The sequence below is a fragment of the Paenibacillus sp. Root52 genome, from assembly GCF_001426865.1.
In the GTDB taxonomy this organism is placed as follows: domain Bacteria; phylum Bacillota; class Bacilli; order Paenibacillales; family Paenibacillaceae; genus Paenibacillus.
The window spans coordinates 126,908-151,387 of record NZ_LMFO01000033.1 but is presented as its reverse complement, the minus strand read 5'-3'; the positions used below and the strand labels follow the sequence as shown (position 1 = coordinate 151,387).

The 24,480-nt window shown below is 45.4% G+C and carries 24 protein-coding genes and 1 other annotated feature; of the genes, 6 read left to right on the top strand and 18 right to left on the bottom strand.

Translation table 11 applies throughout. The annotated features are described in order from the left end of the window. Positions 1–18: 18 nt before the first annotated feature. On the bottom strand, positions 19–768 hold the full coding sequence (locus ASD24_RS28115; RefSeq protein WP_056703562.1) for a Bax inhibitor-1/YccA family protein: 750 nt from the start codon (positions 766–768) through the stop codon (positions 19–21). 372 nt (positions 769–1,140) lie between these two features. Then, on the bottom strand, positions 1,141–1,497 hold the full coding sequence (locus ASD24_RS28110; protein ID WP_056703262.1) for a nucleotide excision repair endonuclease: 357 nt from the start codon (positions 1,495–1,497) through the stop codon (positions 1,141–1,143). 791 nt (positions 1,498–2,288) lie between these two features. On the opposite strand from ASD24_RS28110, the gene pdxR reads away from it, so the two are divergent. Genes pdxR through ASD24_RS28095 form a run of 3 tightly spaced genes read left to right on the top strand, consistent with a single transcriptional unit; the run spans position 2,289 to position 5,173 of the window. Then, positions 2,289–3,740 carry a MocR-like pyridoxine biosynthesis transcription factor PdxR gene (gene pdxR / locus ASD24_RS28105; RefSeq protein ID WP_056703259.1) on the top strand — a complete coding sequence of 484 codons (1,452 nt, stop codon included), beginning with the start codon at positions 2,289–2,291 and terminating at the stop codon, positions 3,738–3,740. Between the two features lie 57 nt (positions 3,741–3,797). After that, positions 3,798–4,718, top strand: a complete 921-nt coding sequence (locus ASD24_RS28100) for a D-alanine--D-alanine ligase (protein WP_056703257.1) — start codon at positions 3,798–3,800, stop codon at positions 4,716–4,718. Next, positions 4,715–5,173 carry a GNAT family N-acetyltransferase gene (locus tag ASD24_RS28095; RefSeq protein ID WP_235540941.1) on the top strand — a complete coding sequence of 153 codons (459 nt, stop codon included), beginning with the start codon at positions 4,715–4,717 and terminating at the stop codon, positions 5,171–5,173. The genes ASD24_RS28100 and ASD24_RS28095 overlap by 4 nt, the downstream gene beginning before the upstream one ends. Positions 5,174–5,252: 79 nt before the next feature. On the opposite strand, the gene ASD24_RS28090 is transcribed toward ASD24_RS28095, so the two are convergent. The 5 genes from ASD24_RS28090 to ASD24_RS28075 form a co-directional block, all read right to left on the bottom strand. Further along, on the bottom strand, positions 5,253–6,740 hold the full coding sequence (locus ASD24_RS28090) for a copper amine oxidase N-terminal domain-containing protein (RefSeq protein ID WP_056703254.1): 1,488 nt from the start codon (positions 6,738–6,740) through the stop codon (positions 5,253–5,255). A 196-nt stretch (positions 6,741–6,936) separates the two neighbouring features. Then, complete coding sequence (locus ASD24_RS30510; protein ID WP_156395579.1) at positions 6,937–7,077, bottom strand: hypothetical protein; 141 nt, start codon at positions 7,075–7,077, stop codon at positions 6,937–6,939. 102 nt (positions 7,078–7,179) lie between these two features. After that, the gene (locus ASD24_RS28085) at positions 7,180–7,647 is read right to left on the bottom strand and encodes a YfbM family protein (protein ID WP_056703250.1); all 468 of its coding nucleotides are present in this window, start codon (positions 7,645–7,647) and stop codon (positions 7,180–7,182) included. A gap of 51 nt (positions 7,648–7,698) precedes the next feature. Next, the gene (locus ASD24_RS28080) at positions 7,699–8,703 is read right to left on the bottom strand and encodes a carcinine hydrolase/isopenicillin-N N-acyltransferase family protein (RefSeq protein ID WP_056703248.1); all 1,005 of its coding nucleotides are present in this window, start codon (positions 8,701–8,703) and stop codon (positions 7,699–7,701) included. After that, positions 8,700–9,194 carry a helix-turn-helix transcriptional regulator gene (locus ASD24_RS28075; protein WP_056703245.1) on the bottom strand — a complete coding sequence of 165 codons (495 nt, stop codon included), beginning with the start codon at positions 9,192–9,194 and terminating at the stop codon, positions 8,700–8,702. Before ASD24_RS28075 ends, ASD24_RS28080 begins: the two co-directional genes overlap by 4 nt. A 192-nt stretch (positions 9,195–9,386) precedes the next feature. Between ASD24_RS28075 and ASD24_RS28070 the strand changes: the two genes are divergently transcribed. Together ASD24_RS28070 and ASD24_RS28065 are read left to right on the top strand one after the other, a co-directional pair. Then, the gene (locus ASD24_RS28070) at positions 9,387–9,851 is read left to right on the top strand and encodes a DUF4385 domain-containing protein (protein WP_056703241.1); all 465 of its coding nucleotides are present in this window, start codon (positions 9,387–9,389) and stop codon (positions 9,849–9,851) included. 181 nt (positions 9,852–10,032) lie between these two features. Next, complete coding sequence (locus ASD24_RS28065) at positions 10,033–10,491, top strand: hypothetical protein (protein ID WP_056703238.1); 459 nt, start codon at positions 10,033–10,035, stop codon at positions 10,489–10,491. A 104-nt stretch (positions 10,492–10,595) separates the two neighbouring features. Here ASD24_RS28065 and metG read toward each other — a convergent pair whose 3' ends face one another. The 6 genes from metG to ASD24_RS28035 form a co-directional block, all read right to left on the bottom strand. Further along, a complete protein-coding gene (gene metG, locus ASD24_RS28060) occupies positions 10,596–12,233 on the bottom strand; it encodes a methionine--tRNA ligase (RefSeq protein ID WP_056703235.1) in 1,638 nt (545 codons plus the stop codon). A gap of 46 nt (positions 12,234–12,279) precedes the next feature. Further along, positions 12,280–12,544 (bottom strand) — a binding site (T-box leader). Positions 12,545–12,620: 76 nt separating this feature from the next. After that, entirely contained in the window at positions 12,621–13,682 is a 1,062-nt protein-coding gene (locus tag ASD24_RS28055; RefSeq protein WP_056703232.1) for an LLM class flavin-dependent oxidoreductase, read from the bottom strand. Positions 13,683–13,875: 193 nt separating this feature from the next. Then, positions 13,876–14,688 carry a class I SAM-dependent methyltransferase gene (locus ASD24_RS28050; RefSeq protein ID WP_056703228.1) on the bottom strand — a complete coding sequence of 271 codons (813 nt, stop codon included), beginning with the start codon at positions 14,686–14,688 and terminating at the stop codon, positions 13,876–13,878. Positions 14,689–15,136: 448 nt separating this feature from the next. Next, complete coding sequence (locus ASD24_RS28045; protein WP_056703225.1) at positions 15,137–16,798, bottom strand: DUF4179 domain-containing protein; 1,662 nt, start codon at positions 16,796–16,798, stop codon at positions 15,137–15,139. After that, positions 16,752–17,309, bottom strand: coding sequence for an RNA polymerase sigma factor (locus tag ASD24_RS28040; protein ID WP_056703223.1), 558 nt, complete (start codon positions 17,307–17,309; stop codon positions 16,752–16,754). The genes ASD24_RS28045 and ASD24_RS28040 overlap by 47 nt, the downstream gene beginning before the upstream one ends. 197 nt (positions 17,310–17,506) lie before the next feature. Beyond that, positions 17,507–17,848, bottom strand: a complete 342-nt coding sequence (locus ASD24_RS28035) for a zinc ribbon domain-containing protein YjdM (RefSeq protein ID WP_056703219.1) — start codon at positions 17,846–17,848, stop codon at positions 17,507–17,509. 268 nt (positions 17,849–18,116) lie between these two features. Between ASD24_RS28035 and ASD24_RS28030 the strand changes: the two genes are divergently transcribed. Then, positions 18,117–19,268, top strand: a complete 1,152-nt coding sequence (locus ASD24_RS28030; RefSeq protein WP_056703216.1) for a VanZ family protein — start codon at positions 18,117–18,119, stop codon at positions 19,266–19,268. A 207-nt stretch (positions 19,269–19,475) separates the two neighbouring features. Here ASD24_RS28030 and ASD24_RS28025 read toward each other — a convergent pair whose 3' ends face one another. From ASD24_RS28025 to ASD24_RS28005, 5 genes are all read right to left on the bottom strand, one after another. Continuing rightward, positions 19,476–20,933, bottom strand: a complete 1,458-nt coding sequence (locus tag ASD24_RS28025) for a carboxylesterase/lipase family protein (RefSeq protein WP_056703212.1) — start codon at positions 20,931–20,933, stop codon at positions 19,476–19,478. A gap of 217 nt (positions 20,934–21,150) precedes the next feature. Continuing rightward, positions 21,151–21,810: a CPBP family intramembrane glutamic endopeptidase gene (locus tag ASD24_RS28020; protein WP_056703209.1), complete on the bottom strand. Its 660-nt coding sequence runs from the start codon at positions 21,808–21,810 to the stop codon at positions 21,151–21,153. Positions 21,811–22,156: 346 nt separating this feature from the next. Further along, a complete protein-coding gene (locus tag ASD24_RS28015; protein WP_056703205.1) occupies positions 22,157–23,239 on the bottom strand; it encodes a metallophosphoesterase family protein in 1,083 nt (360 codons plus the stop codon). Next, on the bottom strand, positions 23,239–23,577 hold the full coding sequence (locus ASD24_RS28010) for a DMT family transporter (protein WP_056703203.1): 339 nt from the start codon (positions 23,575–23,577) through the stop codon (positions 23,239–23,241). The genes ASD24_RS28015 and ASD24_RS28010 overlap by 1 nt, the downstream gene beginning before the upstream one ends. Further along, the gene (locus ASD24_RS28005; RefSeq protein WP_056703200.1) at positions 23,570–24,346 is read right to left on the bottom strand and encodes an HAD family hydrolase; all 777 of its coding nucleotides are present in this window, start codon (positions 24,344–24,346) and stop codon (positions 23,570–23,572) included. Before ASD24_RS28005 ends, ASD24_RS28010 begins: the two co-directional genes overlap by 8 nt. Positions 24,347–24,480: the final 134 nt, after the last annotated feature.

Here is a 24,480-nt window from a genome sequence, read left to right as displayed (position 1 = left end):
AATCAACCAAGCCCGCTCCTAGTTTCTGCTCCGAAGTTTGCTGAGGAGACGGATAATCTCAATGTACAGCCACACCAGCGTGACCATTAAACCAAATGCTCCATACCACTCCATATATTTGGGTGCTCCCTGCTCTGCCCCATGCTCGATAAAGTCAAAATCAAGCACCAGATTCAGCGCCGCCACAATGACGATCACCACCGAAATGCCGATACCAATCAGACTATTGTCATGCAAGTAAGGTACTGTAATTCCGAATAAACGCAGTACGAAGCTTAGAAGATACATAATCATAATACCGCCAGTTGCAGCCACAACGCCCAGCTTAAAGTTCTCCGTCGCCTTAATCAATCTTGTTTTGTAGGCCACTAGTAATGCGACAAAGACAGCCATCGTCAACAGAGCAGCCTGCAACGTAATTCCGTTGTACAACGATTCATATGCTGCGGAGAACGCACCGAGGAACATACCTTCTGCGATGGCATAGATCGGTACAAGGTAGGGAGCAGCTACTGGTTTGAATGAAATAATTAGCGCTAGAATAAAACCAACGATCAGCCCACCGTAAGCCAGTGGAAGCACCTCTTGTCCGTTAAAAAACATCATCCACGTAGCAAATGCACTACCTAGCAGAATGATCAACGTGATAAATGCCTTGTTAACTGTACCGTTAATCGTCATGAATTGCTGATACCGATCATCTCCATACCCTCTGTTGCCTTCAAATGTACTTTCTTTCAGTGTCGGATTACCACTACGACCGATCAAACCAATCACCTCTTCTATGTAATGTTGTTGCTCAAAAACGTAATACACTCTAATTGTTTGTTTCCTATATGACTACTACTTGTGCTTCTGTTAGAGCTTAATCTACCTTGGTGTTGGATGCTGGTTGGTTGTTGTACTACTACTATTGCATCTATACGCATCTCTTTGGGTACGGTATAGCTCCTGCAATCCACGAGGGTCAGTCGCACCCCGTTCATCTCGGTCTTAACTACAGCCTTGTTCTGGAGAAACTTAGACATGGATGTAACCGTAAGATCACACCCGTGTCCGTAAGTCACACCTGAGAAGGATAGCCCTCAACAGTGCGGTTTCACCTTACCTTACTTGTTCAGCTTACTCGTACTCGTAAACTTACTTATACAATACTTTATCTACATTGTATTTCGCACGCATCGTGTTAATGATATATGTCTCATAGATTTCACGATCCATCGGATCTTCAACCAGACATACTTCAATCTTCGTCACTTCTTCACGGTGATTCTTGATTGGGGATACAGTGTCCTCAAAATGCTTCTTAATGCGTGGTCTTAATTTTCTCGCTTTTCCGACAAATAACAACTCTTCATCAGCATTGTAGAACATATAAATGCCGCCCTGTTCACGTGTGATGAGATGAAAATCAGTAAACCCGTAAATATGGCTAAGCTGTGGATTAGCCTGCTTCGTGATGCTGACATCTGGTGTTGGCACAGTAATTTGAATCAAATGGCTCACTTCCTCATTATCTATAGGCTTACATCCTATCACATATTGTAAAAGGAGACTATTTCATTCTGTTAGTTTGTTCCAAAATTCTACTTTTAATTACGACGGATGCCTAATGCATCTCAATGTAAAAGATGTCATTCAACCAGCCATTCTTATTGTATTTGCACTATTAGACGCACAATTCACGCTTTTTTCAACTATTACGACAAATATTTCAAAAAAAAGGTTAACTTCCCTGATTCAAAGTGGTACTATAGGGGTATGAGGAAGAAATTGGGCACTAAGACATACGTCTTTATATCTACTCACGTCTATTGTACCCTATGATTGGCACTCTTTTTCATACTGAATTCGTCATGTGGCCACATAAGAGTACAGTCGGTGTCACAATTAGCCAACAGCTTTTAGATTTATCATCTATTCGACCCTTGCAGCAAGCAAACGTAGCAAGAACTAGATTGACGAATGTTATAGCAATGGATTCATGTAGAAAGCCTGCAATGATAGTCGTACGAACTAAATAGACACACGTAGAAGGACAAGTAGCTTTTGATCCTAGAGAGATTAGTCATGCCATGCAATCTTAGAACGTTATAGCAGCAGAACTATAGAAAAAACAGGATCTAGTTTCACCAAACAGCCCGGCAGAAGCCAGGGCTTTTTTATTTGTCTTTTGAATAATAGTGCGTGTTCAAAATGGGAACCACCCGTGCCACGAAACAAAGGGATCGTGGTTCTTTCCGGCGTATTTATAATATGGCAAGATAGCACATAGAGGGAGTGATGGGATGTATTCCGATCTACAATTGACGGACGACCGCCCTGTATATATACAAGTTAAAGATTATATGAAGCGACTCATACTCAAAGGCGGCCTACAGGCAGACCAGAAGCTTCCTTCGACCCGAGAACTGAGCACGCTTATGCGTGTAAGCCGAAGTACCGTTCTGCTCGCATATGCCGAGCTTGAAGAGGAAGGGCTGATCTATGCAGTTAAAGGCAAAGGGAACTATGTCAGCGCTGCGGTGGATACACCAGAATCAGCTTCGGGTTGGACGCTGGACTGGAACAATCACGTTAGCGACTATGCAATCCAGGCAGAGCAATACGATCTGATGAAGCACGGCTCTGGTGCCGAACGTGGGGAAATCTCGTTCACCAGCATTGCTCCAGATGAGAAGCTGTTCGATCTTCACAATGTGAAGAGGGCTTTCCTCGATCGGATGTCACTTGAAGGTGAAGTGCTCCTGAATTACGGATATGCTCAAGGGTATCGCCCCCTTATGAAGTATCTACGGCAGTATATGGAGAACAAGGGTGTGGATCTGAGCGGCAAGGATATCCTCATTACGAATGGATTCACGGAAGGATTCGACCTTGTGCTTGGAGCTCTTCGCAAAAAAAGCGGTAGAGCGTTATGTGAGAATCCCACCCACCACACGGCAATCAAAAACCTAAAGCTTCATAATTTTCACCTTACCGGCGTGGAAATGGAGTCAGATGGCCTTCATCTAGGGCAACTGGAACAGGAACTGATGAAGCATTCGTATGATCTCGCTTATCTGGTGCCTTCCTACCATAACCCAACGGGCATCGTCACATCACCCGCCAAACGGGCTGAAATTATTCGTTTAATGAATCAATATCACGTTCCCATGATCGAAGATGGGTTCAATGAAGAGCTTCGATACTCTGGCTCACACGTCTCTCCCCTCATCGCCAGCATAGGCAAGGGTAATGGACTGGTGTATCTCGGTAGCTTCTCCAAGGTGCTCTTTCCAGGACTACGGGTCGGTTGGGTCATCGCAGATGCTGCATTGATTGATTATCTGGAAAGTATGAAACGGGCTCGGAGCATTCATACCTCAACGCTGGATCAATCCTTGCTCTATCAATATCTGAGCAATGGTAATTTCGATAAATATCTGAAGCGCGCTCGAGCCGAATATAAACGCAAATATGAGCTGGTTGTTCGCTGCTTGCGCCAGCATCTCCCCATGTGCCGTATTTCCGGCGAAGGGGGACTGCACTTATTTGTACAGTTTCCAGCAGCGTTTCGAACAAGGGATCTACTTGCTGCCTGCAAACTAAAAGGAGTCACCTTCACACCTGGAGATACCTTCTACCTCGAACCCGGACAGGGACTGAACACGATGCGTCTAGGCTTCTCCAGAGTGAACGATGACAACATACGCAAAGGTATTCGGATCATAGGTGAGACGGCAAGAACGATGCAGTGATGCATGGTTTGGTTGAATGTAGTTGCTAAAAATTCCATGGAATGGAGAGGATTACGCATGAAGGTTGGCGTCATCATGGGTGGAACATCTTCGGAGCGGGACATTTCTCTGCTTACCGGACAGGAGATGATCACGCACCTGGATCCACAGAAGTATGAAGTTGTCCCCGTTGTCATCAATAATAAGCGGGAGCTCATTGAAAAGTCCGCAGGACTGGATATCGCGTTACTCGCTCTACATGGCAAATACGGTGAGGATGGTACCATTCAGGGCACACTCGATTCACTAGGTATTCCCTATACAGGCTGTGGTGTGCTTGCAAGTAGCGTCTGCATGGATAAGGATATCTCCAAGCGAATTATGCAGCAAGCCGGTGTGCCCACGGTAGAATGGCTGCAAATCAGTGATCTGGAGGAGCTATCCTCCACAACCGTGACGCAGCTATCCTATCCTGTGGTCGTGAAGCCTAACTCTGGTGGCTCCAGCATTGGCACTCAGATTGTACGTGAACCCAGTACACTTCGTGAAGCTACTGAGGCAGCACTTGCTTGGGATGATACGGTGATGATCGAGCAATATATTGAGGGTGAAGAGATTACATGTGCAATACTGGATGGCACCATGCTGCCTGTCATCTCAATCCGGTCAAGCGGAGCATTCTTCGACTACTCCTCCAAGTACGATGACGGCGGCGCCGAGGAACGCATTGTTCAATTACCTGCCGATATCCATAAACATGTGGAGGCTGCTGCATTAACCTGTTATCGCGTGTTAAAATGCAGCGTCTATGCACGTGTGGACATGATTATCCGAGATGGTATGCCTTATGTGCTTGAGGTCAACACACTTCCTGGGCTCACTCGAAATAGTCTGCTGCCTAAGAGTGCAGACGCTGCCGGCATCTCTTTTGCCAAACTACTCGATTCCATTATTGAACTCTCACTGCAACAACGACGAAAAGAGGCGAAGAGCGGATGAGTACAGATGTTACGATAAGGCACAGTTCACCCGATGATCTCCCAGATTTGGTTACTCTCATGGATCAGCTTGGGTATCCAACAACGTATGCAGATATGCTAGAGCGCTATACCTATCTTGCTTCAGATCCTAGTTATACGACACTGGTGGCGGAGTTACACGGGCGAGCAGTCGGTATGATTGGTTTACAAACATTCTATATGTATGAGCAAAGTGGTCGTCATTGTCGCATTGCAGCTCTAGTCGTTCATAAGCAACATAGAGGCTCCGGCATTGGCCGAATTCTCATTCAAGCTGCGGAACATTGGGCATCTGCCCATGGTATCACAACAGTTTCTCTGAACAGCGGCAATCGACCAGAGCGCCAGGTTGCTCATGAGTTTTATGCACAGATGGGTTATACGGCTGGGAGCACTGGATTTAGCAAAAGGCTTCAAATGTTACAACACACGTAAGTGTATCTTTCATTTTTTGAATATTGAAAAAAAGACCTTCCCCAATTATTACTGGAGAAGGTCTTTTGCTTCTTAACACTTATGGACGTACGATGTAAATCCAGCCTGTTTCTTTCTCCTTGTCTACTGTTGCTCCGAGAGCTTCAGCTACAAAGCGAAGTGGAACATAGGTTGTGCCGTTTTTGTTCACATAAGCTGGGTGAGTTAGTGTGACTTCCTCACCTGCGACGGTGGCTTGGTTAGAGCCTACTGTCAGTACAATTTCGTTGCCTGTGATATCGTCAATTACAACGATCTTATCCGAACCTTTTGTCCATTTCACCTCAGCATCCAATTCCTCAGACAGGTAACGAAGCGGGACAAATGTTGTATTTTTCTCAGTCACGACACCAAAGTACTCATCCTCTGGCATCAACATCACATGTTTATTCGTAATGCTCATTTCATCCTTTAACAACTGATACATCACTGAATTCGAATCGAAATTACGCAGCATTGTACCTGGAGTGATCTCTGTTGTCATAATATCGAGTACGCCCGCAGATGTATCTACTGCATCCACAGTCACGTCGCCGCCAATATTCCACTGCTCACTGTCCCCTGATACAGTCACAGATTGAAGCGGCAGGTCTTGGGATGCTGGCAACGCTACCTTCATCTCAAAATTCTGTTTACGAACATCGAGTTTGCTGTCTAGGAAATAGTCGAGTACCAGCTTGGTGTCTGTACCAAACACCGTTTTCAGCTCAGGTGTCTCGGTCAACAGCTTATCCAGCTCCTGATCATAACTCACCAGAATCTCGTCGAGACCTGTCTTCACCATCGCGTACATGGAGGCAACAGCAACTTCCTTGGATTCAGGAATCATTGCATTCAAGTCAACGCCATCGGTAGGCTCTGTCAGATTCACGGCTGCGATAATCGGTACGATCACATCATACAGATCACCAATCAGGTCTTTCAGGCCTTGCTCGTCCTTCGCTACACTTTCCAAGAACGGCTTCACCATTGCGAGCAATTCCTCACCGGTAATCTCCATGTGCAATTTCGAGAGACTAAGCGTTTCACCGTTTACGGACTCCTGCACTGGTGTTACCGAGATGTTTTTCGGATTAGACAGATGCTTCATTACAAAGGACAGCAATTTAGGAGAAAGCTCTTCAATCTGCTTCTCAAGTGCCTCCGTATCGATCATGAGCAGGTCATCCTGTCCCTCAAGTGACTCCAGAGATATGTAAAGAGGCTTCTGTGCTCCTTCCATATCAATCACCATTTCCTTCTCGTTCATGGAGAGATGGAAAGGCAACTTCTTCCCTTGAAAACCAACTGCACCTTCAACGGATGCTGTGCTTGTGTCTTTCACTTTTGCATCACTAATATCTAGAGAAATAGAGTTAATAAGCTCAATCATTTCAAGGTCTTTAGCAGTTGCCAGCTCCGTTGCTGGTTCAATGTTAATTTTCAGTGATTGTTTGGATTCAACAGACTTCACCGTTGTGCTCTGAGCCATTGCTTTGCTAATATCAACTCCGCCTACAGCCTGACACCCCGTAAGCGCAACCATCATTAAAACAAGCGGCACGGCGATCCATTTAGCTAACCTTCGATTCTTAATATGATCTCCTCCTTCGAATAATACGGTTCACTCCTATTATGAAGGCTATAGGTAATTGTTGTAAACAAAATTAACAAAAAAATGCCAAAAAGACCGGAAAATATTTCCGATCTTTGTCACAATACTATATATCAGATAAGCTCTTCTCTTATGTTCCAGAGTTCTCATCGCTACCGCTGGTTGACTCTTCGTCTTCCGCAGTTACAGGCGTTTCGAATTGATCCGGTTCATCATCTTGAATGGCTTTGTTCTCTTCGTTCTCAGCGTTCTGGTTCTGCTCTTGTGTCATATCCTATTCCCTCTCTTCTACCGGATTTTTAGGATAAGGCGTAAGCCTTATTTCTATCAATAACCCGAATACAGGTGGGTCAAACAGGTTACCGCTTCGCACCTAGAAAATATAAAAGACTATCCCGTTTCCGCTCCCAGCCGTCGCCTGGTATAATGCCTGAACCTCATCCAAGGTCTGAATGATCTCTTGAAATGTCGCCTCTTCATCCCAGCCTTCCATAGCAGGGTAGACGTCTTTATCCATCATGTCCTGTAAGCTAAAACGTGCCTTCAATTCATCGCGATCCAATTGTTCCATGGCCATGTAGGCCTCCAATACCTGTTCATTCGTAAGTAGAAACAGATCCATATCCGAGTAATTCCCCAGATATTGCTCACCTGCGAGCGGCACCACGTAACCGAGAGGTGGCTCACCTTCTGCCATTTTCCCTGTCAACGTGAACTGCAACATCTGCCACACTTTATCAATATCAAGATCGACGGGGCAATCGTGTACACTGACTTCTCCCGCCTTGATGGATTCAACTAATTCGTCGGTAACCACAACATATCTGCCGGACATTCCCATAGCGTTATCCCTCCTGAACGATGATTGCTCTTGTCCACCATTAACCTCGGTTCAGACACAAGAATCGGGATAATGAGCTATATGATGAATCAGTTCCTCGGAAATCTCCCATTGGAACACAGACGTTAATACAGGATCTCGGAAAAAGGAACGCACTGCTGCCATATTCAGCTCAGCCGAATAATCTTGGAAAACCAATGCTCTATGTGCTCCCCATCCCGTTTGCACATCTAATACTTGAGCAGGTGAAGACTTATCAAAGTTAAAATCCTTCAGTCGTATCTTTCCAATACAATTGGCGTGATTTCTAGTTGTTATATGAATCTCAGAATGTTCGAGATCATATACCAAAGAATAAACGGTGTCTGGACGGCTAGAGGAACCTAGCAGATCAAAAAGCTTCATTACGTTTCCAGCGTTTAGCATAGGACTCGTACTAGCAAGAGCGTCAGTGACCGTTTGGAGACGCTCCATCGAATTCCGCTCATAATCCGTCATAGATGCCCACTCACTCTGTCCTGCCTTCAAATCATGAATTGCATCACCGTAAGCTGTATTGGTAATCACAGCAAACGGTAACGGTCTGCGGTGCACAAACATCTGACCACTAATAAATTCAACGATGGCGTAATCTCCGCTACGATCCGCAATTAAATAATGCAGTTGAGACGTAGCCTGGGCTATGCGAATGTTTTCAACACATTTCAACGCTTCCTGAACCGTACGGCTAGTATCCAGAAGATACTGTATCCACTGCAACTCACTTATTGCAGGACGCTCATCAACTGTTGGATATTCACTTGACCAAAGTGTTGTTTGTTCAACAACAAGACCCGCTTCATTTATTCCCCCATTCGGATTCTCTTTGCCTACCTGAGAGATAGTAAGACTGCCATAGACGGAGATCCAAGTTGCAGGAATTGAGGGCGGTGGCATCAAGGCTGTTTTGCTTAGTCCTCGTTGATTTGTAAACAGATAGACACCATCGTAGATAACATCTTGGTTTTTGCATACCCAAGTTGTTCCCTGTAATTGCAGTGTGAAAGCCGTGCTCATTCCTTATCCTCCTCTCGTAGTAAACGTGCATCTCCAATAGCTGAGTTGCTTAATCTATTTACCAATTGCTCGTACTCCTGAAGTAACTGTTCATCCGCTTGGTTAACAGCTGCTGTAAACTGAGTGATTAAGGCCTGTTTTCGTTCCTCTTCCTGTAGCTGAATGAGCTTTTGTCTAAGTGCCTCTTGTTCAGTTACGTCTCCCTCCTGCTCAAGCTGCTGCTTGATATAAATCATCTGTACCTGTACTTTGTTCTCTGGAGTGAGATCCCGTAAATAGTTTGTCTCATATACGAGTACTGAAGAGTCTATTTGAAAAAATTGTGCAACTTGCTGTAGTCGATCTTGTGGGACTGGACGTCGTTTTTTGACCCAATCATTGAATTGTTGAGGCGTCATTCCGATTGTTTTACACAACTCGGTGTAAGATAACTGATGGACAAGCGCCAAGTATTGCAGAACCGTCATTGATGCCATATTCACTCGACTCATATTACTCCCCCGTTGACGTATTTTATGTCACTTTCTTATTCTCATTATACAAACGACATATTATATGTCAATTAATCTTTTTCATAAATTATATTCGCGGGTATAACGTTATCAATGAATAACTAAACAGAATAGTCTTCCCCAAGGTGAGAGCAAGCCCTAATCCAAACTATGAAGGAGGATGACAAGCAGATGAAAAAGTTTGATTACGATCTGAATTACAAAGAGCTTGACCTGCGCAAGCAACCTGAACTGTACACCGTAGGACGCGGAGAGCAAGGTGTACTCATGGTTGAACCATACAAAAGCGAAATCCTTCCTCATTGGCGATTCAAAACTCCAGAGATTGCAACCGAATCCTCGCAGAAGATCTATGAGCTCTTTTTGGAGTATAAAGAACAAGGAGATTTTGTGGGGATGGACATGGCTCGCAAGTTCCTTCAGATGGGGTACACCCGAGCCAGAAGATATACCAACCATAAAGGTGGACGCAAGTATTCGAAGGAAGATGGCTCCATTCTGCCTTATCAGAACGATAAGGTAAAAGCAGAGGCCGCAGCTATTTTCAAAGCACAATGGGAGATTGCCAAGTCTGATCCCGATTATGTGCAAATGAAGAAGGAGCACCGGGAAAACTACGAACAAGCCGACGAGTAGCCACCTGTCCCTATGTGGTTTGTGATGCACTAACATGCTGTGGATTCATATTGAGTCTAATGAAGATGGGGCGTACAATGGGTCATAACAATATAGAATGAAATCAACAAGTAGCGAACTGACGTAGCAAACAATTGTACAGTTTCTCACGCTTGCCTCATTCTTGGAAACAGGTGATGGAATGATCGTATGGATTGTCGGTATCGCGGGAATCATCCTTCAAATTCTCTGCGCTGCCGCTTCTGGCACAGGGCTAGTTGTGGGATTTATATTCTTTCTGATCGGCTTCGGTGGCATGAAACGTGAAAACCAGACATTAATCAAGCTATGGCTGAGTAAAGATACGATGATGATTATGGGTACTATGCTGGTGGTACTTATTTTCTTCCTCATTGCATATTGGAATGTGAGATTAATGGGTGACACGATGTTCCCAGGTCTCTTGGGGTCAGCGGTACGGGATATTTCAGGCAAACAACTGCTCATCGCAGGTATCGCGAGTGCTAGCTGGACACTTCTTATGCTGTACTGGTTGTTACCCACCGTATTCGACTTCAAAGGACTGGGTCTTAAACCGCAATTGATTGCATTAAGTGCGTCTGCGTTTAGCATCCTATTTGCAGCATTGCAAATGGATTAATGGATTTAGTTGCATCGGTGCAATGGATTGTTGTTAACATGCTTGTATGATGAAGGCGCTGTTCGTGAGAGGCAATCTCCTGTGAACAGCGCTTAACCATGCAGTTATTGATTAGTAAGTCGCTGCTCTTCCTCTTCGATTCGAATGGGATCAATCCGTTCAAATAACAACTCTAGTTCATGAATCTTCCGATTGACTGGAACCTTGATAGGCTGCCAACTCGGTTGCTCCAACGAAAGGAATTTTCTGATTTTCTCACACGCAAAAGGTACAAACGGCTCTAACACATTAGATAAATTAGCTATGATCTGCACGCAAGTAGACAATGTAGTTCTGCAAGCAGCCTTATCCTCCTTTATTTGAACCCACGGTTTGGTATCATCAACATATTTGTTGGCCAGACGAATATAGGTGAAAATATGCTCAACTGCTTCCTTCAGATGGCCTTCTTCTATGAGTTGACCACTTTTCAAATAAAGCTGTGAAGTTACACGCTCCCACTCCAGATCTGTTGTACCTTCAGGAACGAGACCATCATAGAACTTCTCAACAAAAGCCAATGTTCTATTTACGAAATTACCGAATGCACCTAAAAGCTCCCCATTATGACTATGAATAAACTCACGCCATGAGAAATCTCCATCCCTTTTCTCCGGGCCATTGGCTACAAGAAAATAACGAATGGAATCCGGTTGATACCGTTCAAGAATATCAGGAATCCATACCGCCCAGTTGTTACTTGTCGAGAACTTCTTGCCTTCCAACGTCATATATTCACAAGATATAATTCGATCTGGTAAATCTAGAGGCTCGCCAGTTCCCTGTAGTATTGCTGGCCATATCAAAGTATGGAAAGGGATATTATCCTTGCCATGTACATAATAAGAGAGAATATCTTGATCCTCCCCTAGCCAAAATGGCTCCCACTGCCCTCCGGTCTCTGCTGCCCATTGTTTACTTGCAGACAAATACCCACATACAGCTTCGATCCATACATATATCTTCTTCTCTTCAAATCCCTCGATAGGTACGTTCACACCCCAATTAAGATCACGTGTAGCTGCCCGATCGTGTAGCCCTTCTTCCAAATAACGTCGAGTTAGCTGTGTAGCATTCTCCCGCCAGCCCTCAGCACGTTCAACATACTCACTTAAGAACTCTTGAAATTTCGAAAGTGCAAAATAGTAATGCTCTGTTGGACGCTCTACAGGAGGGTGTCCGCATAGTTTACAGGTCCGATTGGTCAAATCAACGGGATCAAGTAAGGAGGAACAAAAATCACATTGATCTCCTCGTGCACGATGACCACAAACGGGGCAATCTCCCTCAACATAACGATCAGGTAAAAAGCGCTGATCTATCTCACAATACGTTTGTTGAACCGTTTGAGTATACAAGTATTCCTGCTGTAATAATTTCGAAAAAATCTCCTGCACGATATGGTGATGCGTCTCCTGATCCGTTCTTGAGTACAGATCATACGAAAATCCAAGCTTGCGGAAACAGCCAACAAATTCCTGATGATATCTGTCAGCAATATCACTTGGTGTAACTCCTTCCTGACCTGCCCTGACGGCAATGGGTGTACCATGACAATCACTTCCCGATACATACAGCACTTCTGACCCCTTCGCACGATAATACCGGGCAAGGACATCACCAGGAAGCAGACTTGCAAGACGTCCTAAATGCAATGAACCATTGGAGTAGGGCCAAGCACCACCAATAAAAACATGCTTCATTTTAAACAACCTCCTTTTTTTTGGGACACAAAAAAACCCTCATCCCCAAAGGGACGAGAGTTGTGCTCACGTGTTACCACCCAAATTTATAAATGCCTCACGACATTGACCTCTTCAGGTACGACGCAGACTCTGCGTGTATACCCTAGCCATATAACGGTGGCGGGTTCCGGCGCAGCCTACCACCACATGAGGTTTCGGTGCGCAGCTCAGAGACCATTTTCCCAAGGTTATTCTTTACCCCTTTTCAGCAACCGGGGCTCTCTGTTTAAAGATATCACCATGGTACTCTTTCTCTTCACAGCTTTTTCTAGTTATTGAAGTTATCGGATATTATATGGGAATTATATCTCCCAAGTCAAGTATCCCAAAAAGATATATATTTTATTAGTTATTCTCGCCGTTCTCCGCTTCCCAACGTGCAATTTCCTTGCGTACGATTGGAGCAACCTCTTTACCCAACAGCTCAATCGCACGCATAACCTCATTATGCGGCATTGTGCCGAGTGGGGTGTGCAACATGAAGCGGGTGATGCCCACTTCTTTGCGTAGGTAGATGATTTTCTGAGCTACGGTATCCACGTCACCTACGTACAATGCGCCTTCTAGACTACGTGCCGCATCAAATGTTGCCCGGCTGTAATGCCCCCAGCCACGTTCGCGTCCCAGCATGTTCATTACTGCTTGTGCTGGTGGGAAGAATTTCTCTACCGCTTCATCCATTGTATCTGCAATAAAGCCATGAGAGTGAGAAGCAACCGTCAGTTTCGATGCGTCATGCCCTGCATGAGCAGCTGCCTTTTTGTACAGTTGTACCAATGGTGCAAATTGCACTGGACGACCACCGATAATAGCAAGCACCAGTGGCAAGCCAAGCAGCCCTGCGCGCACAACGGATTCTTGGTTACCACCACTACCGATCCATACCGGTAACTTCTCTTGTACCGGGCGTGGATAGATACCCAGATTGTTGAAGGAAGGGCGGTGTTTGCCTTCCCAAGTTACTTTTTCCGAATCACGCAATTTCAGCAATAAATCCAGTTTCTCATCAAACAACTCGTCGTAATCGTTCAGATCATAACCGAACAATGGGAAGGATTCGATAAACGATCCCCGCCCTGCCATAATCTCTGCACGACCATTCGAAATGCCGTCCAGTGTTGCAAAATCCTGAAATACCCGTACCGGATCATCCGATGATAATACCGTTACTGCACTTGTCAGCCGAATGTTCTTCGTCTGTGAAGCTGCTGCTGCCAAAATAACAGCAGGTGATGAAGCGGCATAATCGACACGATGGTGTTCACCTACGCCATATACATCCAGCCCCACCTCATCTGCCAAAACAATTTCCTCAACTACGTCGCGAATCCGCTGTGCATGACTGATTAATTCTCCTGTATTCACATCCGGGTTCGTCTCCACAAATGTACTGATTCCGATTTCCATGGTCTGTTCCTCCCTGTTATGAAGCGATCCGTCATCTATCTAACCTATTGTAAGTAGATCACCTTTTGTAATATGTCTTAATATTGAACTATTTTGAGAAAAAAAACAAGTACCCTCTGTCTCCAGCGGGCACTTTTCTTATTTTTTCTATATTCATAGCTTGCTTATACGTATTTCCAACGTTAATTGAGTGCTACTTTTTCCTTCCGATGTACAACAGATGTGAAGAGATGCCCAAGATCGACGGGTCTTTCGCCGCTTCAATCATATAACCGATCAGTTCATCATATTCGCCGCGATCCCGCCAGTATTGTTGCTGCTCATCTGTGAGCATAGCCCCCAGGCTAGATGAACCAATCAACGCTTCTGTCGCGAAGCCATGCTGTTCCATGAACGGGGTGATGTCCTGAATGTTGAAGTAATACGCCCCCGTAAATCGTCCCTCATCCTGATGATCGAATATTCCCTTTTCTACAAAAGAACGGATCGCTCCCATATGATCGTTTGGCTTCCATTGCTGCGGTGAGCGTAGCGAATTAATACTCATGCGCATTCGGCTCTGCATCGCGATGTACACCACGCCTCCCCGCTTAGTCACCCTATGCAACTCCAGTACAGCCGCCGCTCGCTCCGCTTCGGTCTGTAGGTGATATAATGGCCCCAGCATGAGAGATGCATCATAAGTTTCGTCCGCGATACCTAAGAGCGAAGTTGCATCCAGCACATGGAATCCATCAAATTGCTGCATCACGCCGAGCTCCTGCGCCTTCTGCTGTGCAATATCCACCGATACTGGTGTCAGATCAGACAAGGTAACGCGATACCCCAACTTAGCCAGCTCCATGGCATATTTCCCTGGCCCAGCACCATTATCGAGAATACAACCGCCAGCCGGAAGATGCTCCCTGATGTAATGCATATTGATGATGAATTCAAGCGGTTCTCGTTCCAGCCTTCCCCACTCATCGAAACCTGAATAGTAATCAATAATACGCTCTCTCTTCATCCCTTAGCCACCTACCCTTTTCTGAATATATAGGTCAAAAAAAAAGCAAAAAACCTGCCGCCTCAGCTAAGAGGCGACAGGTTAGACCTTCGCGGTACCACTCTTCTTCATCCATGACAGGATACATTGAATACATATGAATCTGTCATAGAATCTCAGCATCTGATCACGGTGATGAACCGTCAGAATCTACAGTTAGCTTGGTTGTACGCTAAAATCCATAGCCTTAGCATGACCCTAGCCCGTGCCTAAGCATAGACATAAACTGCTTACACACCTTTCAATCCTGCCACTCACAGACGAGTTGGGGAACGGGATGGACTGCCTCACACCATAATGACAGTTCTCTGGGGCCAACCATATTCCTTAGTACTCCTGATCATCGCGTTTATCGTTTAGATCAATAAATTCTAACCAGTATAGTTCACCCATATATTTCCTGTCAATCTTATTTCGTTCTCTCTTGCAATTGAACCGATACTTCACGTTCAGGCTCCTCTGTGCTGTACGCCCAAGGGTACACGGTTGCCGTATCGGATGTGTATTGCTTGTATTGATCAATACCTTTGTTGTCGCCATCACCGGAGAATTGGGCCTTAGACATTTTGCCATAGTTTCGTTTACCGTTCTCGATCATATATGTCTGATTCACCCCGCCAAAGCGAGGATCGTCGCTATATCGCTCCACATACAAATCCCCATCTTTGCGATAATATGTCCAATGAACAACGTAACCCCCGAGCATGGTATCCAATTGTTGTGGCTTTTCACTGATCTGCGTCAGAGTAACCGGCTCAAATTCACCGTGGAATCGGTTGATTTTGTGACTGGCGATCAAGGCGATCGGGGTGTCCTGATTCACTTCCATACCCGGTGTTATCTCAAAACGAAGCTCCGTTTCATACTTCAGGCCACTGTTCATCAACCCACCGTACAACGTTGCTCCCTCCACATCCAGTGTGTAATTCAGATAGGGTAATGGCATATATTTCTCCTGGTGACTAATAATCACTCTGATCTGTGTAGGGGTAATAATGGCTTCTTTGATCTGCGCCCCTTCTGGCAGACCTTCCATAGGTAAGTTCAGTGCTCTTGTACTTGTTCCACTGAGCATCTCCGTCTTATCCAACTGAATGCCGATGTTAAACGGTTGACTCATCTGACTTTCCTGTCTATTATAGGCCAGCACATAGGATGCAGCCGATTGCTTCAACGTCTCTAGGTTATAGTTCTGCTCTGCTGTGTATTCGCCATGATCGCCCGGTGTACCAAAGACACCACCGGTGCTTTCATTGATTACATTTCCATCGTGATCATAGATAATCACCTGTGGAAACGCATATTCACGAACCTCAGGTTGCTCAAAAGTCAGAGACGTAGACAACATCACCTGATTTTGCTTGTCGTTGAACGCACTTACTTCTAACGTACCCAGACCATCCTTATCGATGTTGAAGGTTTGCACATCCTTTTGCAACGGATCAATCGTAAGTGGAGCCTCTGCAGGAACTAACATCTGAATGCCGCCCACGGTAAAGTGAACATCTGCAAGCTTGCCTTTGGGTGTCCACTCGGTCTCAAAGTATCCCTTAAACTTGCTGTCATCCGTATCATATACATGGTGATACCTGCCCTCAATCAGCTTGCCATCCTCGCCCTGAAGACCGATAGAGGAGAACTCGATGTTGTCGCCCGTATACTTCCCCGGATCAAGTGTATACAAGATGACAGTACGGTTATCATCTGTAAAAGCGGTATCCAGCGTCAACGTTACTCCGTCTAACGTCATCGACTGATTAAGCTGCTGTCCAAGCTCCATCTGTAAAGCATGCTGAATCCCACTTCTGCCATCCAGAAGATCATCCCAGTTATAATGAACTGCGGCATATACCGGTGTTGCCAACAACACAACTGCGGCTGTTCCAACCAGGACCGTCTTCTTGAATTGTATACGTCGTCCTGCGTATTCCCTGGTTCCTGACACATGTAATGCGGGACAACGCTCTTGATCCTGGCTAATCTGATTCCACATTGCATCAAAGTCAGGATAAGGCATATCTTTATCATTTTTCAGATGATGAGATAATTGATTTTCTGTACTTTTCACCATACACTTCCCCTTTCTGATGAAGCTTTCTGGCCTTTTCCCATTTCTTTCGTAATAATCGCAGCCCTTTATACACTCTGGACTTCACCGTTCCGATCGGCACTTCTAGAATCTCGGCAGCTTCTGACAAACTCAGTTCATTCACATACCGCAACAATATAGCTGAACGTATCTTCTCGGGTAATTCATGAATCCATTGTTTCCACGCTTCCGATTCCTCTAGTTGTTCCATTGCCTGATCTACGGAATGAGCTGTGATCTGCGCTGTGAGCATAAACTGCTTCTTCTCCCGCTCTTTAGCAGAGTGTTTCTTTTTCAAAAAGTTAAGACAATGGTTTACCGTGATTCTCATCAACCACGTCTTCATATATTCAACCTTTCTCCAGTCCTGCCGAAATACGGTGATGAACACATCGTGGCACACGTCCTCCGCATCCTGCGCATGATGGAGCATGTAATAACAGGTGCGGTACACATCCTTGTTGTACATCTCGAACAATTCTTTGTCGCTCAAAATCCACCCTCCTTTCTGTACTTCTGCCTGCTTCAAATCTATAGACAAAGCCCTGCTTGGAAAGGTTCATTTTTTATTGACACGCAATATTAACAAAAAAAAAGAACATCCAGTTCGCACAATATGCGAAATTGAACGTTCTTTTACATGCTACATCTTTCTTAGAGGTCGTTACTACGGCTCAGACTAACATATAACTAGATTTTCTTCACAAATTCGGACTTGAGCTTCATCGCACCTAGGCTATCGATTTTGCAATCAATATCATGATCTCCGTCGATCAGACGGATATTCTTCACCTTCGTGCCCTGCTTCACGACGAGTGAGCTGCCTTTCACCTTCAGGTCTTTAATGACCGTTACCGTATCACCATCATTCAGCACATTTCCGTTCGCATCCCGCACAACTTTGCTATCCTCTGTATTCTCGTTCTCAGCGTCCAAAGACCATTCATGAGCACATTCTGGACAAACCAACAAGTTGCCGTCCTCGTAAGTGTACTCGGAATTACATTTCGGGCAATTAGGCAAATTCGACATATGTATTAAACTCTCCATTCTTATATAGGCTTCCCCGCAAGTATAAGGGATTAAGCTACATTCTTCCACCTAGATATGCCTTATACCCAAAGTAAACTCACCGAATTTAAACCAAATTTAAGGTTCAATCATCCCTTACATTAAGGGGATCGCTTTAACATATAACTATCCAGCACAACATGCTGAGCAACCATTTTTACGAAGTTTTCCCCTTAAGGGGTCACATACACAGATCTAAATATATTACGTTATAAAGGAGTTCTCACTCATGTCTTCCTATGTATTTCCTGTACAGGCGGCATTGGCTATCTTCGTCGTCATGTCCATGTTCCTGCTTGTTCCGTGGCTGATCTACGGTTATCGCAAAGATGGCTTTTTTAGCTGGTCTCGCTTTTTCGTTAGCTTTTCGTTTATCTTCTACATTCTGGCTGCCTACTGTCTCGTCATTCTCCCATTGCCAGCAACACGAAACACCTGTGCGCAGCATGCGGCTGACACAATCTATTACAACCTTGTCCCGTTCACGTTTGTGAAGGACATTATGCGCGAGACGACCATCGTCTGGTCACAGCCCTCCACCTATCTTGGTATGATTCAGGGTAGAGCATTCTTGCAGGTTTTGTTTAATATTCTACTGCTTATGCCGCTGGGTGTTTACCTTCGGTACTTCTTACAAAAAAGATCTTACTGGAAAGTTGCCCTGTTCGGGGGATTCGGACTATCCCTATTCTTCGAACTAACGCAGCTCACGGGACTCTACGGTTATTACACCTGTCCTTACCGTCTGTTTGATGTGGATGATCTGTTAGCCAACACGTCAGGCGCGGTACTTGGATATCTCGTAGCTCCCATTTTACTAGCGCTATTCCCGTCACGGGCAAGCATCCAAGCGAAAAGTGAACAGATCGTGGAGCAGAACCGCGTATACCCTGTGGCACAATTGCTCGCATTAATGATCGATGGGATTGTGATCGTATTTATCGCCAATGTGATGTCGATCGTCACCGATGCTAATGTAATCAACGATGTGTTGAACACCTCCATAGGTATGTTTATTGTATTGTTCTGTGTTCCATGGCTGCGAAATGGAGTAACTCCAGGCTCAGTCATCCTGCGATTCCGTTATGTTAATCAACAAACGGGTGAACCTGCGTATAACTCTATATTCAAAAGGTTCATTGCACTCTACGTTCCGTGGCTGTCATTTGCAATCATTCGGTTAGTTAACGACTATGCCTTCCAAAATACGCATGACGGGCTGCTTCAGCCTTATCTAATCTGGCTGTCTGTCGGGATGGTTATGCTGTACATGATCGTTTCGGTGATCCTCATCATTCATGTATTCATGGTGCTATTCTCTGGAGGCAAACGTTCCTTCTACTTTGACGAGGTATCCCATACACGCGCCTCTAGGAAATAAGTGTTGTATGTTCTTTCCGAGCTAGTCTCCATCATGATGTATAACAAAAGGCGACTTCCGTTCAATCGTACATGGAAGTCGCCTTTATTCTTGTTTCAACCTAGCTGCCCTGTAAATGTGAGAAATCAAATATGCACCGCGGTGTTCATACCCTCGGGGAAAATAGGATAATGAACTTCGTTATACCACGTTATATCCGTTATACCTTTATAGACCTAGTAACTCCCGCTTAGACGCTTCAGGATCATGCACGACTTCAATCTCATGGTTGAAGATTAACGTTGCGCGATCCTGTTCATATGCAGGCCAAGCTATACCCGCAGTCTCTGGCTTACCTTGCTTGGCAAAGGAAATCCAGGCATCCTGTACCTTGAGCGCAAGCTCTGCCGCTGCCTCGTCCGGCTCGGCATTCATGAATTTCAACACAGGTAATGTATTGAACACGAAGAACATTTCAATACTGTGAATGGCTCTTTTTAACAATGGATGCTCTGGCATCACCCAATCGAAGCGATACATCCAGACGGGTGCGTGCTTCTGCTGAGCTGCCGCATATTGTAATGATGAGCGCCAGAAGAAGAGATCTGTCATGACCTGAGCTTGGCCATCTGCCGTTTTGGGATAACTATCTGCAATGGCCACACGGTTCTCCAGATCTGGTGCCATAAAGTCCACACCTTGTACCATATCAATCTCGGGTGAGAAAGGTACATGTGGCTGGATAAACAGCGCACCTTCATGCCGTGTTGTTCCAATCAATACAGGAATGTCCTGTGCTGAACCTGCGTTCACCGCTTCAAGTGGAGTCTGAGGTAGGGTATCGCCATCCAGTACCGGCTGGAATAACAGAGCCATCCCTGCACCGATCTGCTGTTTAAGGGTCTGACCTGCTGCGATAATCTCCTCTGCCGGAATAGTTCTCAGTTTTTGCAGATTGTCTGGCTCAACGCCAAGAATCTTCAACATCCCCTCACGCATCGCAGATGCTTGTTCCGCAGTTATGAACTGTGAAGCTCCACTTTGCATGATGGCACGGTTAAACAATCCTTTAGCCGCAGGCATAGCCATTAGAGCTGCGATACTCATGCTGCCTGCCGATTCTCCGAATACCGTAACATTGTTCGCATCCCCGCCAAATGCCGAGATATTGTCCTTCACCCACTGTAGAGCTGCCGCCTGATCAAGCAGACCTGCATTCGTTACATAGGACTCACCGAGTGGAGCCATATGCAGAAAACCGAGTGGTCCGAGTCGGTAGTTGATGGTGATAACGATAACATCGCCTCTATGAGCCAATTGTGTCCCATCGTACATCGGCTGACTGCCTGAGCCCGATACGAATGAGCCCCCATGAATCCATACCATAACAGGTAGAGGATTAGTGCTTTCTTTTTCCGGTGCCCAGATGTTCAGATATAGACTGTCTTCTGATTCCACTGGCCGTTGCCCACCTGTCCAATCTGATTCGTGACGAGGCTGTATATTCTCAGGCCCAAATTGTGTAGCCTGTCTTATTCCATCCCATGATTCCGGTGGTACTGGCGCTTGAAAACGCAACTCCCCTACTGGCGGTTTGGCATACGGGATACCTTTCCACACACGTGTACCATGCAAAAGCTCGCCTTGAACTGTACCATACTTCGTTTCAACTTGAAGTTCTCTCATGCCGCTTCTACTTCCTCTCCATGGATAGGTTAAACTAACATTTAAAAGGTTTTTCAAAAAGTAAGCTTCTGAACACGCACTTGAAGTGATTCGCATGTGTATCTATTTGAGTATAAATCGTTGTCGCACCCATTTACAACTTTACCCAATCTCCGCTATTCTACTACGTTTCACGTGGAACTTTTTTATATAAACTTGACCTTTCTGTAGGCGTGTCTTATGTGAGAAACACACTTAATGAGTTCCAGATCATATGGAGTAAAATCCCTGGGATCAGTGATTTTGTTTTATAAAAAATGTAGCCAAACACGAGTCCAAAAATGGACGTAGCTATAAAAACACCACCGTGCAGCATACCAAAGATCACCGAAGAGATGATTAATGCCCACCATGCTCCATATTTATTGGAAAGTGTCGTGAAGAGCAATCCTCTAAACAGCAGTTCCTCGAAGAACGGAATAATTAGGCAAATGGCTATGACAGCAATTATCGTCTGAAACGTCACGGCTGAACGAAGATCACTCGATTCGAAGAGATGACGCTGACCCTCATTTGTTTCTATTCCAGTTCCTAAGATTAGCACTGAAGTTAGTGCCATCAATACGAACCCAGCGATGATATAGAAGGCAGCCGTTCTTATCTTTACTTTGGAGCATAGTGGATCACGTATGTATTCTCTGAACCTTGGATTAAGCGCAAGAAACCACGTGTACGTTAAGATTTGGAACAATATGAGCACAAACGCTGTATCTACATTTTTCACGTCTAACATTTCTAATATTAAGGATGTAATGATAAAAAAGATTGCAGGCAGTAGCAGTATTAATCCTAGTTGTCTAACTACCTCTTTCAAACTGTAACTTCTGTCTTGCGGCATTCGTAAGTTCCACCTTTGTATGATCTAATCTAACCCTTAAATGAAATACCCGATACAATCAAGCTGATATGTATGAATAACAGGGGACAGTGACCTTTCATTGATCTAACCTCCTTTCTCCGTAATTTCGAGGACTGACCTTGAGCACTATTGTCTTGGCGAGTCATGCTGTGTGCATGCTTTCAGATGCAGCGTATCCAAGCTAAACCAATCCAACCTACACTGTACCAAAATTAGAATGGAATAATCTACCTAAAACTAAAAGAGCCACCCCTAAGGATGACCCCTTAACGTAAACTAACTCGCCACATTGCACTGCTACTGTCTACTTATGATTGCCTCATGATTAATCTAATACTGGATAATGTACCGTAAACTCCGCACCCTCAATCCATTCACCTGTCACGAAGTTCCTCCCCTTCACAACGACCCGATCCTTGTAAATCTCCACATGAAGTCCTTCGCTGCCCTCCAGATGTTCGTCCTGATCCGTCCAGAGATAACCAACAGAAGATGCGTTGAACATGGTTGGCATGTGCCCTTCTCCATCGTACATTGTACGCTGTGCTTCAAGCTGCCAGTGCGTGTGTCCTGTGAAAAGAATAGCCTGCGGATACTGGGTTAGAACCGCTTTAAGCTCAGCATCCTGATTCACCCCATACCACCCTTGTTCCTTCATTGATCCGGCTACCGTGTTCATAAGTGGCTGATGCAGGAACAGAAAGATCGGATGATCTGGCATCGCATGCTCAGACAGCGTAAGCTCAAGCCATACCAATTGTTCAGCAGATAACTCGCAATCCTTCGGATGAGGCTGCTCCGTACCTAAGAAGATATAATGATACCCGTTAATCCAGTGATCGTGATAAGAACGTTTCATACCTGTAGTCACTTCAAAGTCACTCAACCGACGATGCCACAACTCAGCAATTGTAATCGGCTCAATCTCGGAAGGAACAGGCTTCCCCTCTGATGAAACATGAGCCGGTACAGTATACAAACCGCGGGATAACTGCTCAACCAGTGCAGCCGATTCAGCTCTCGTTTGTGTTATTGTTGGCTCCACATGTTTATCTTGCTCTAACAACTCTGCTACTTCGGCAGACGTCATTGCCATCAGAGGCAACGGAGGATCTTGAAATACGATGGCGCCAATATCATGATTCCCCACCGTGTAGCGGATATCAGGCAAGTTCTCAGCATGTTGCTTCAGTATACGCTCTAGTTCACGATACTCGCCCGGTAGGCCTCGATCCGTCACATCGCCAACATGCATAATGCCACTGCTTCCTTGACTGAAGGTCGCTATATCGGCCAAGGCCTGCTCCAAATGCCGGTTATGAATATGATCTGCATCATCTCGTACATGCGTATCCGTAATCACCTGAAAGCTGGCAAGGGGTAGCTCAGGCAAATGTTCATTTTTCATCAGGAATCACTCCATTTCAGTCCAATAATGCCGATCAGAATAAAGCCAATCCATACCATAGAATTCAACCGGAGACGTTCACCAAAATAGTAATGACCCACAATACCAATAAGTGTAATCCCCACACCAGACCAGATCGCATAAGCCACCGCTAGAGGCATATATTTCACTGCGAAATTGAGAAACGTAAAGCTTGCTCCATAACAGACAAACATCATCACCGAAGGCCATAAACGAGAGAAACCATCCGATACTTTGAGCAAAATGGTGGCACTCAGCTCCAGTCCAATGGCGAGGGCGAGCAGCACCCACCCCAGATACGTTTGAGCATTAGTCATTCGCCAAACCACCATTCAGAAGCTCATGAAATGACTGAATCGTTCGCTCTGCGAGTGTAAGTCGCCCCGGTTCTCCAATTCCAATCTTATAAGCTACACCAGCCGCGCGTGCCATCTCCATATCACCATCCGTATCACCGATAACTAAGACCTGCGATGCAGGTATACCTAACTTTTCAGTGGCGAGCAACACCATATCGGGAAAAGGCTTGCCACGATCCACGAGGTCTGTACCAATTACGACATCAAAGAATGAGTTAAGCCCCATCCATTGTAGATGTTTAACCGCACTAGGGGTGTCGTCTGCTGTGACAACCCCCATAACCACACCTTGGTCACGGCATTGCTCTAAGAATGCACGAACACCTTGTAAAGGGTGTGCCGGACGATGAATCTCCATCGCTTCCTCCGCATGTGCTAGGCAATCTCGCACCATGATCTTGGCTTCAGCCCAGCTCAATCCCGCTCGGTATCCATGCCAGGTCAGCACGGCGTATACCTCATCCATCGTTCCCATGGCGAGTGGTCCGCGGACATCATACCCGTTCATACGTCCCTGCTCATCATGGTACGTGCCCCAGATCTGTGGAATATCAGCCGCATCAATATGCATATCTCGAGCAGCCAACCGTTCTCTGAACTCATTCAGTACACAATCGGTCCAGAACCCCCACATCCTTGTAAAATCCAGTAACGTTCCGTCTTTGTCAAACAGGACGGCTTGAATCGGATGGGGTGATCCACCTACATACGTCCCCTCTTGTTGCATCCGCTAAACTCCTTATCTACGATCGTAATGAACCGAAAGGGCGGTACATCTTGCATGTACCGCCCTCCCGGCTTGATTGCTTCTGTTATCAATATAATCCCCGTATCAATACTGATTTAGTTATTCTAGATCTA

Coding starts and splice junctions, on each gene's coding strand:
- pdxR (WP_056703259.1), top strand. CDS start 2,289: ATGTATTCCGATCTACAATTGACGGACGACCGCCCTGTATATATACAA.
- ASD24_RS28100 (WP_056703257.1), top strand. CDS start 3,798: ATGAAGGTTGGCGTCATCATGGGTGGAACATCTTCGGAGCGGGACATT.
- ASD24_RS28095 (WP_235540941.1), top strand. CDS start 4,715: ATGAGTACAGATGTTACGATAAGGCACAGTTCACCCGATGATCTCCCA.
- ASD24_RS28090 (WP_056703254.1), bottom strand. CDS start 6,740: ATGATGGTTGCGCTTACGGGGTGTCAGGCTGTAGGCGGAGTTGATATT.
- ASD24_RS30510 (WP_156395579.1), bottom strand. CDS start 7,077: ATGACACAAGAGCAGAACCAGAACGCTGAGAACGAAGAGAACAAAGCC.
- ASD24_RS28085 (WP_056703250.1), bottom strand. CDS start 7,647: ATGGGAATGTCCGGCAGATATGTTGTGGTTACCGACGAATTAGTTGAA.
- ASD24_RS28080 (WP_056703248.1), bottom strand. CDS start 8,703: ATGAGCACGGCTTTCACACTGCAATTACAGGGAACAACTTGGGTATGC.
- ASD24_RS28075 (WP_056703245.1), bottom strand. CDS start 9,194: ATGAGTCGAGTGAATATGGCATCAATGACGGTTCTGCAATACTTGGCG.
- ASD24_RS28070 (WP_056703241.1), top strand. CDS start 9,387: ATGAAAAAGTTTGATTACGATCTGAATTACAAAGAGCTTGACCTGCGC.
- ASD24_RS28065 (WP_056703238.1), top strand. CDS start 10,033: ATGATCGTATGGATTGTCGGTATCGCGGGAATCATCCTTCAAATTCTC.
- metG (WP_056703235.1), bottom strand. CDS start 12,233: ATGAAGCATGTTTTTATTGGTGGTGCTTGGCCCTACTCCAATGGTTCA.
- ASD24_RS28055 (WP_056703232.1), bottom strand. CDS start 13,682: ATGGAAATCGGAATCAGTACATTTGTGGAGACGAACCCGGATGTGAAT.
- ASD24_RS28050 (WP_056703228.1), bottom strand. CDS start 14,688: ATGAAGAGAGAGCGTATTATTGATTACTATTCAGGTTTCGATGAGTGG.
- ASD24_RS28045 (WP_056703225.1), bottom strand. CDS start 16,798: ATGGTGAAAAGTACAGAAAATCAATTATCTCATCATCTGAAAAATGAT.
- ASD24_RS28035 (WP_056703219.1), bottom strand. CDS start 17,848: ATGTCGAATTTGCCTAATTGCCCGAAATGTAATTCCGAGTACACTTAC.
- ASD24_RS28030 (WP_056703216.1), top strand. CDS start 18,117: ATGTCTTCCTATGTATTTCCTGTACAGGCGGCATTGGCTATCTTCGTC.
- ASD24_RS28025 (WP_056703212.1), bottom strand. CDS start 20,933: ATGAGAGAACTTCAAGTTGAAACGAAGTATGGTACAGTTCAAGGCGAG.
- ASD24_RS28020 (WP_056703209.1), bottom strand. CDS start 21,810: ATGCCGCAAGACAGAAGTTACAGTTTGAAAGAGGTAGTTAGACAACTA.
- ASD24_RS28015 (WP_056703205.1), bottom strand. CDS start 23,239: ATGAAAAATGAACATTTGCCTGAGCTACCCCTTGCCAGCTTTCAGGTG.
- ASD24_RS28010 (WP_056703203.1), bottom strand. CDS start 23,577: ATGACTAATGCTCAAACGTATCTGGGGTGGGTGCTGCTCGCCCTCGCC.
- ASD24_RS28005 (WP_056703200.1), bottom strand. CDS start 24,346: ATGCAACAAGAGGGGACGTATGTAGGTGGATCACCCCATCCGATTCAA.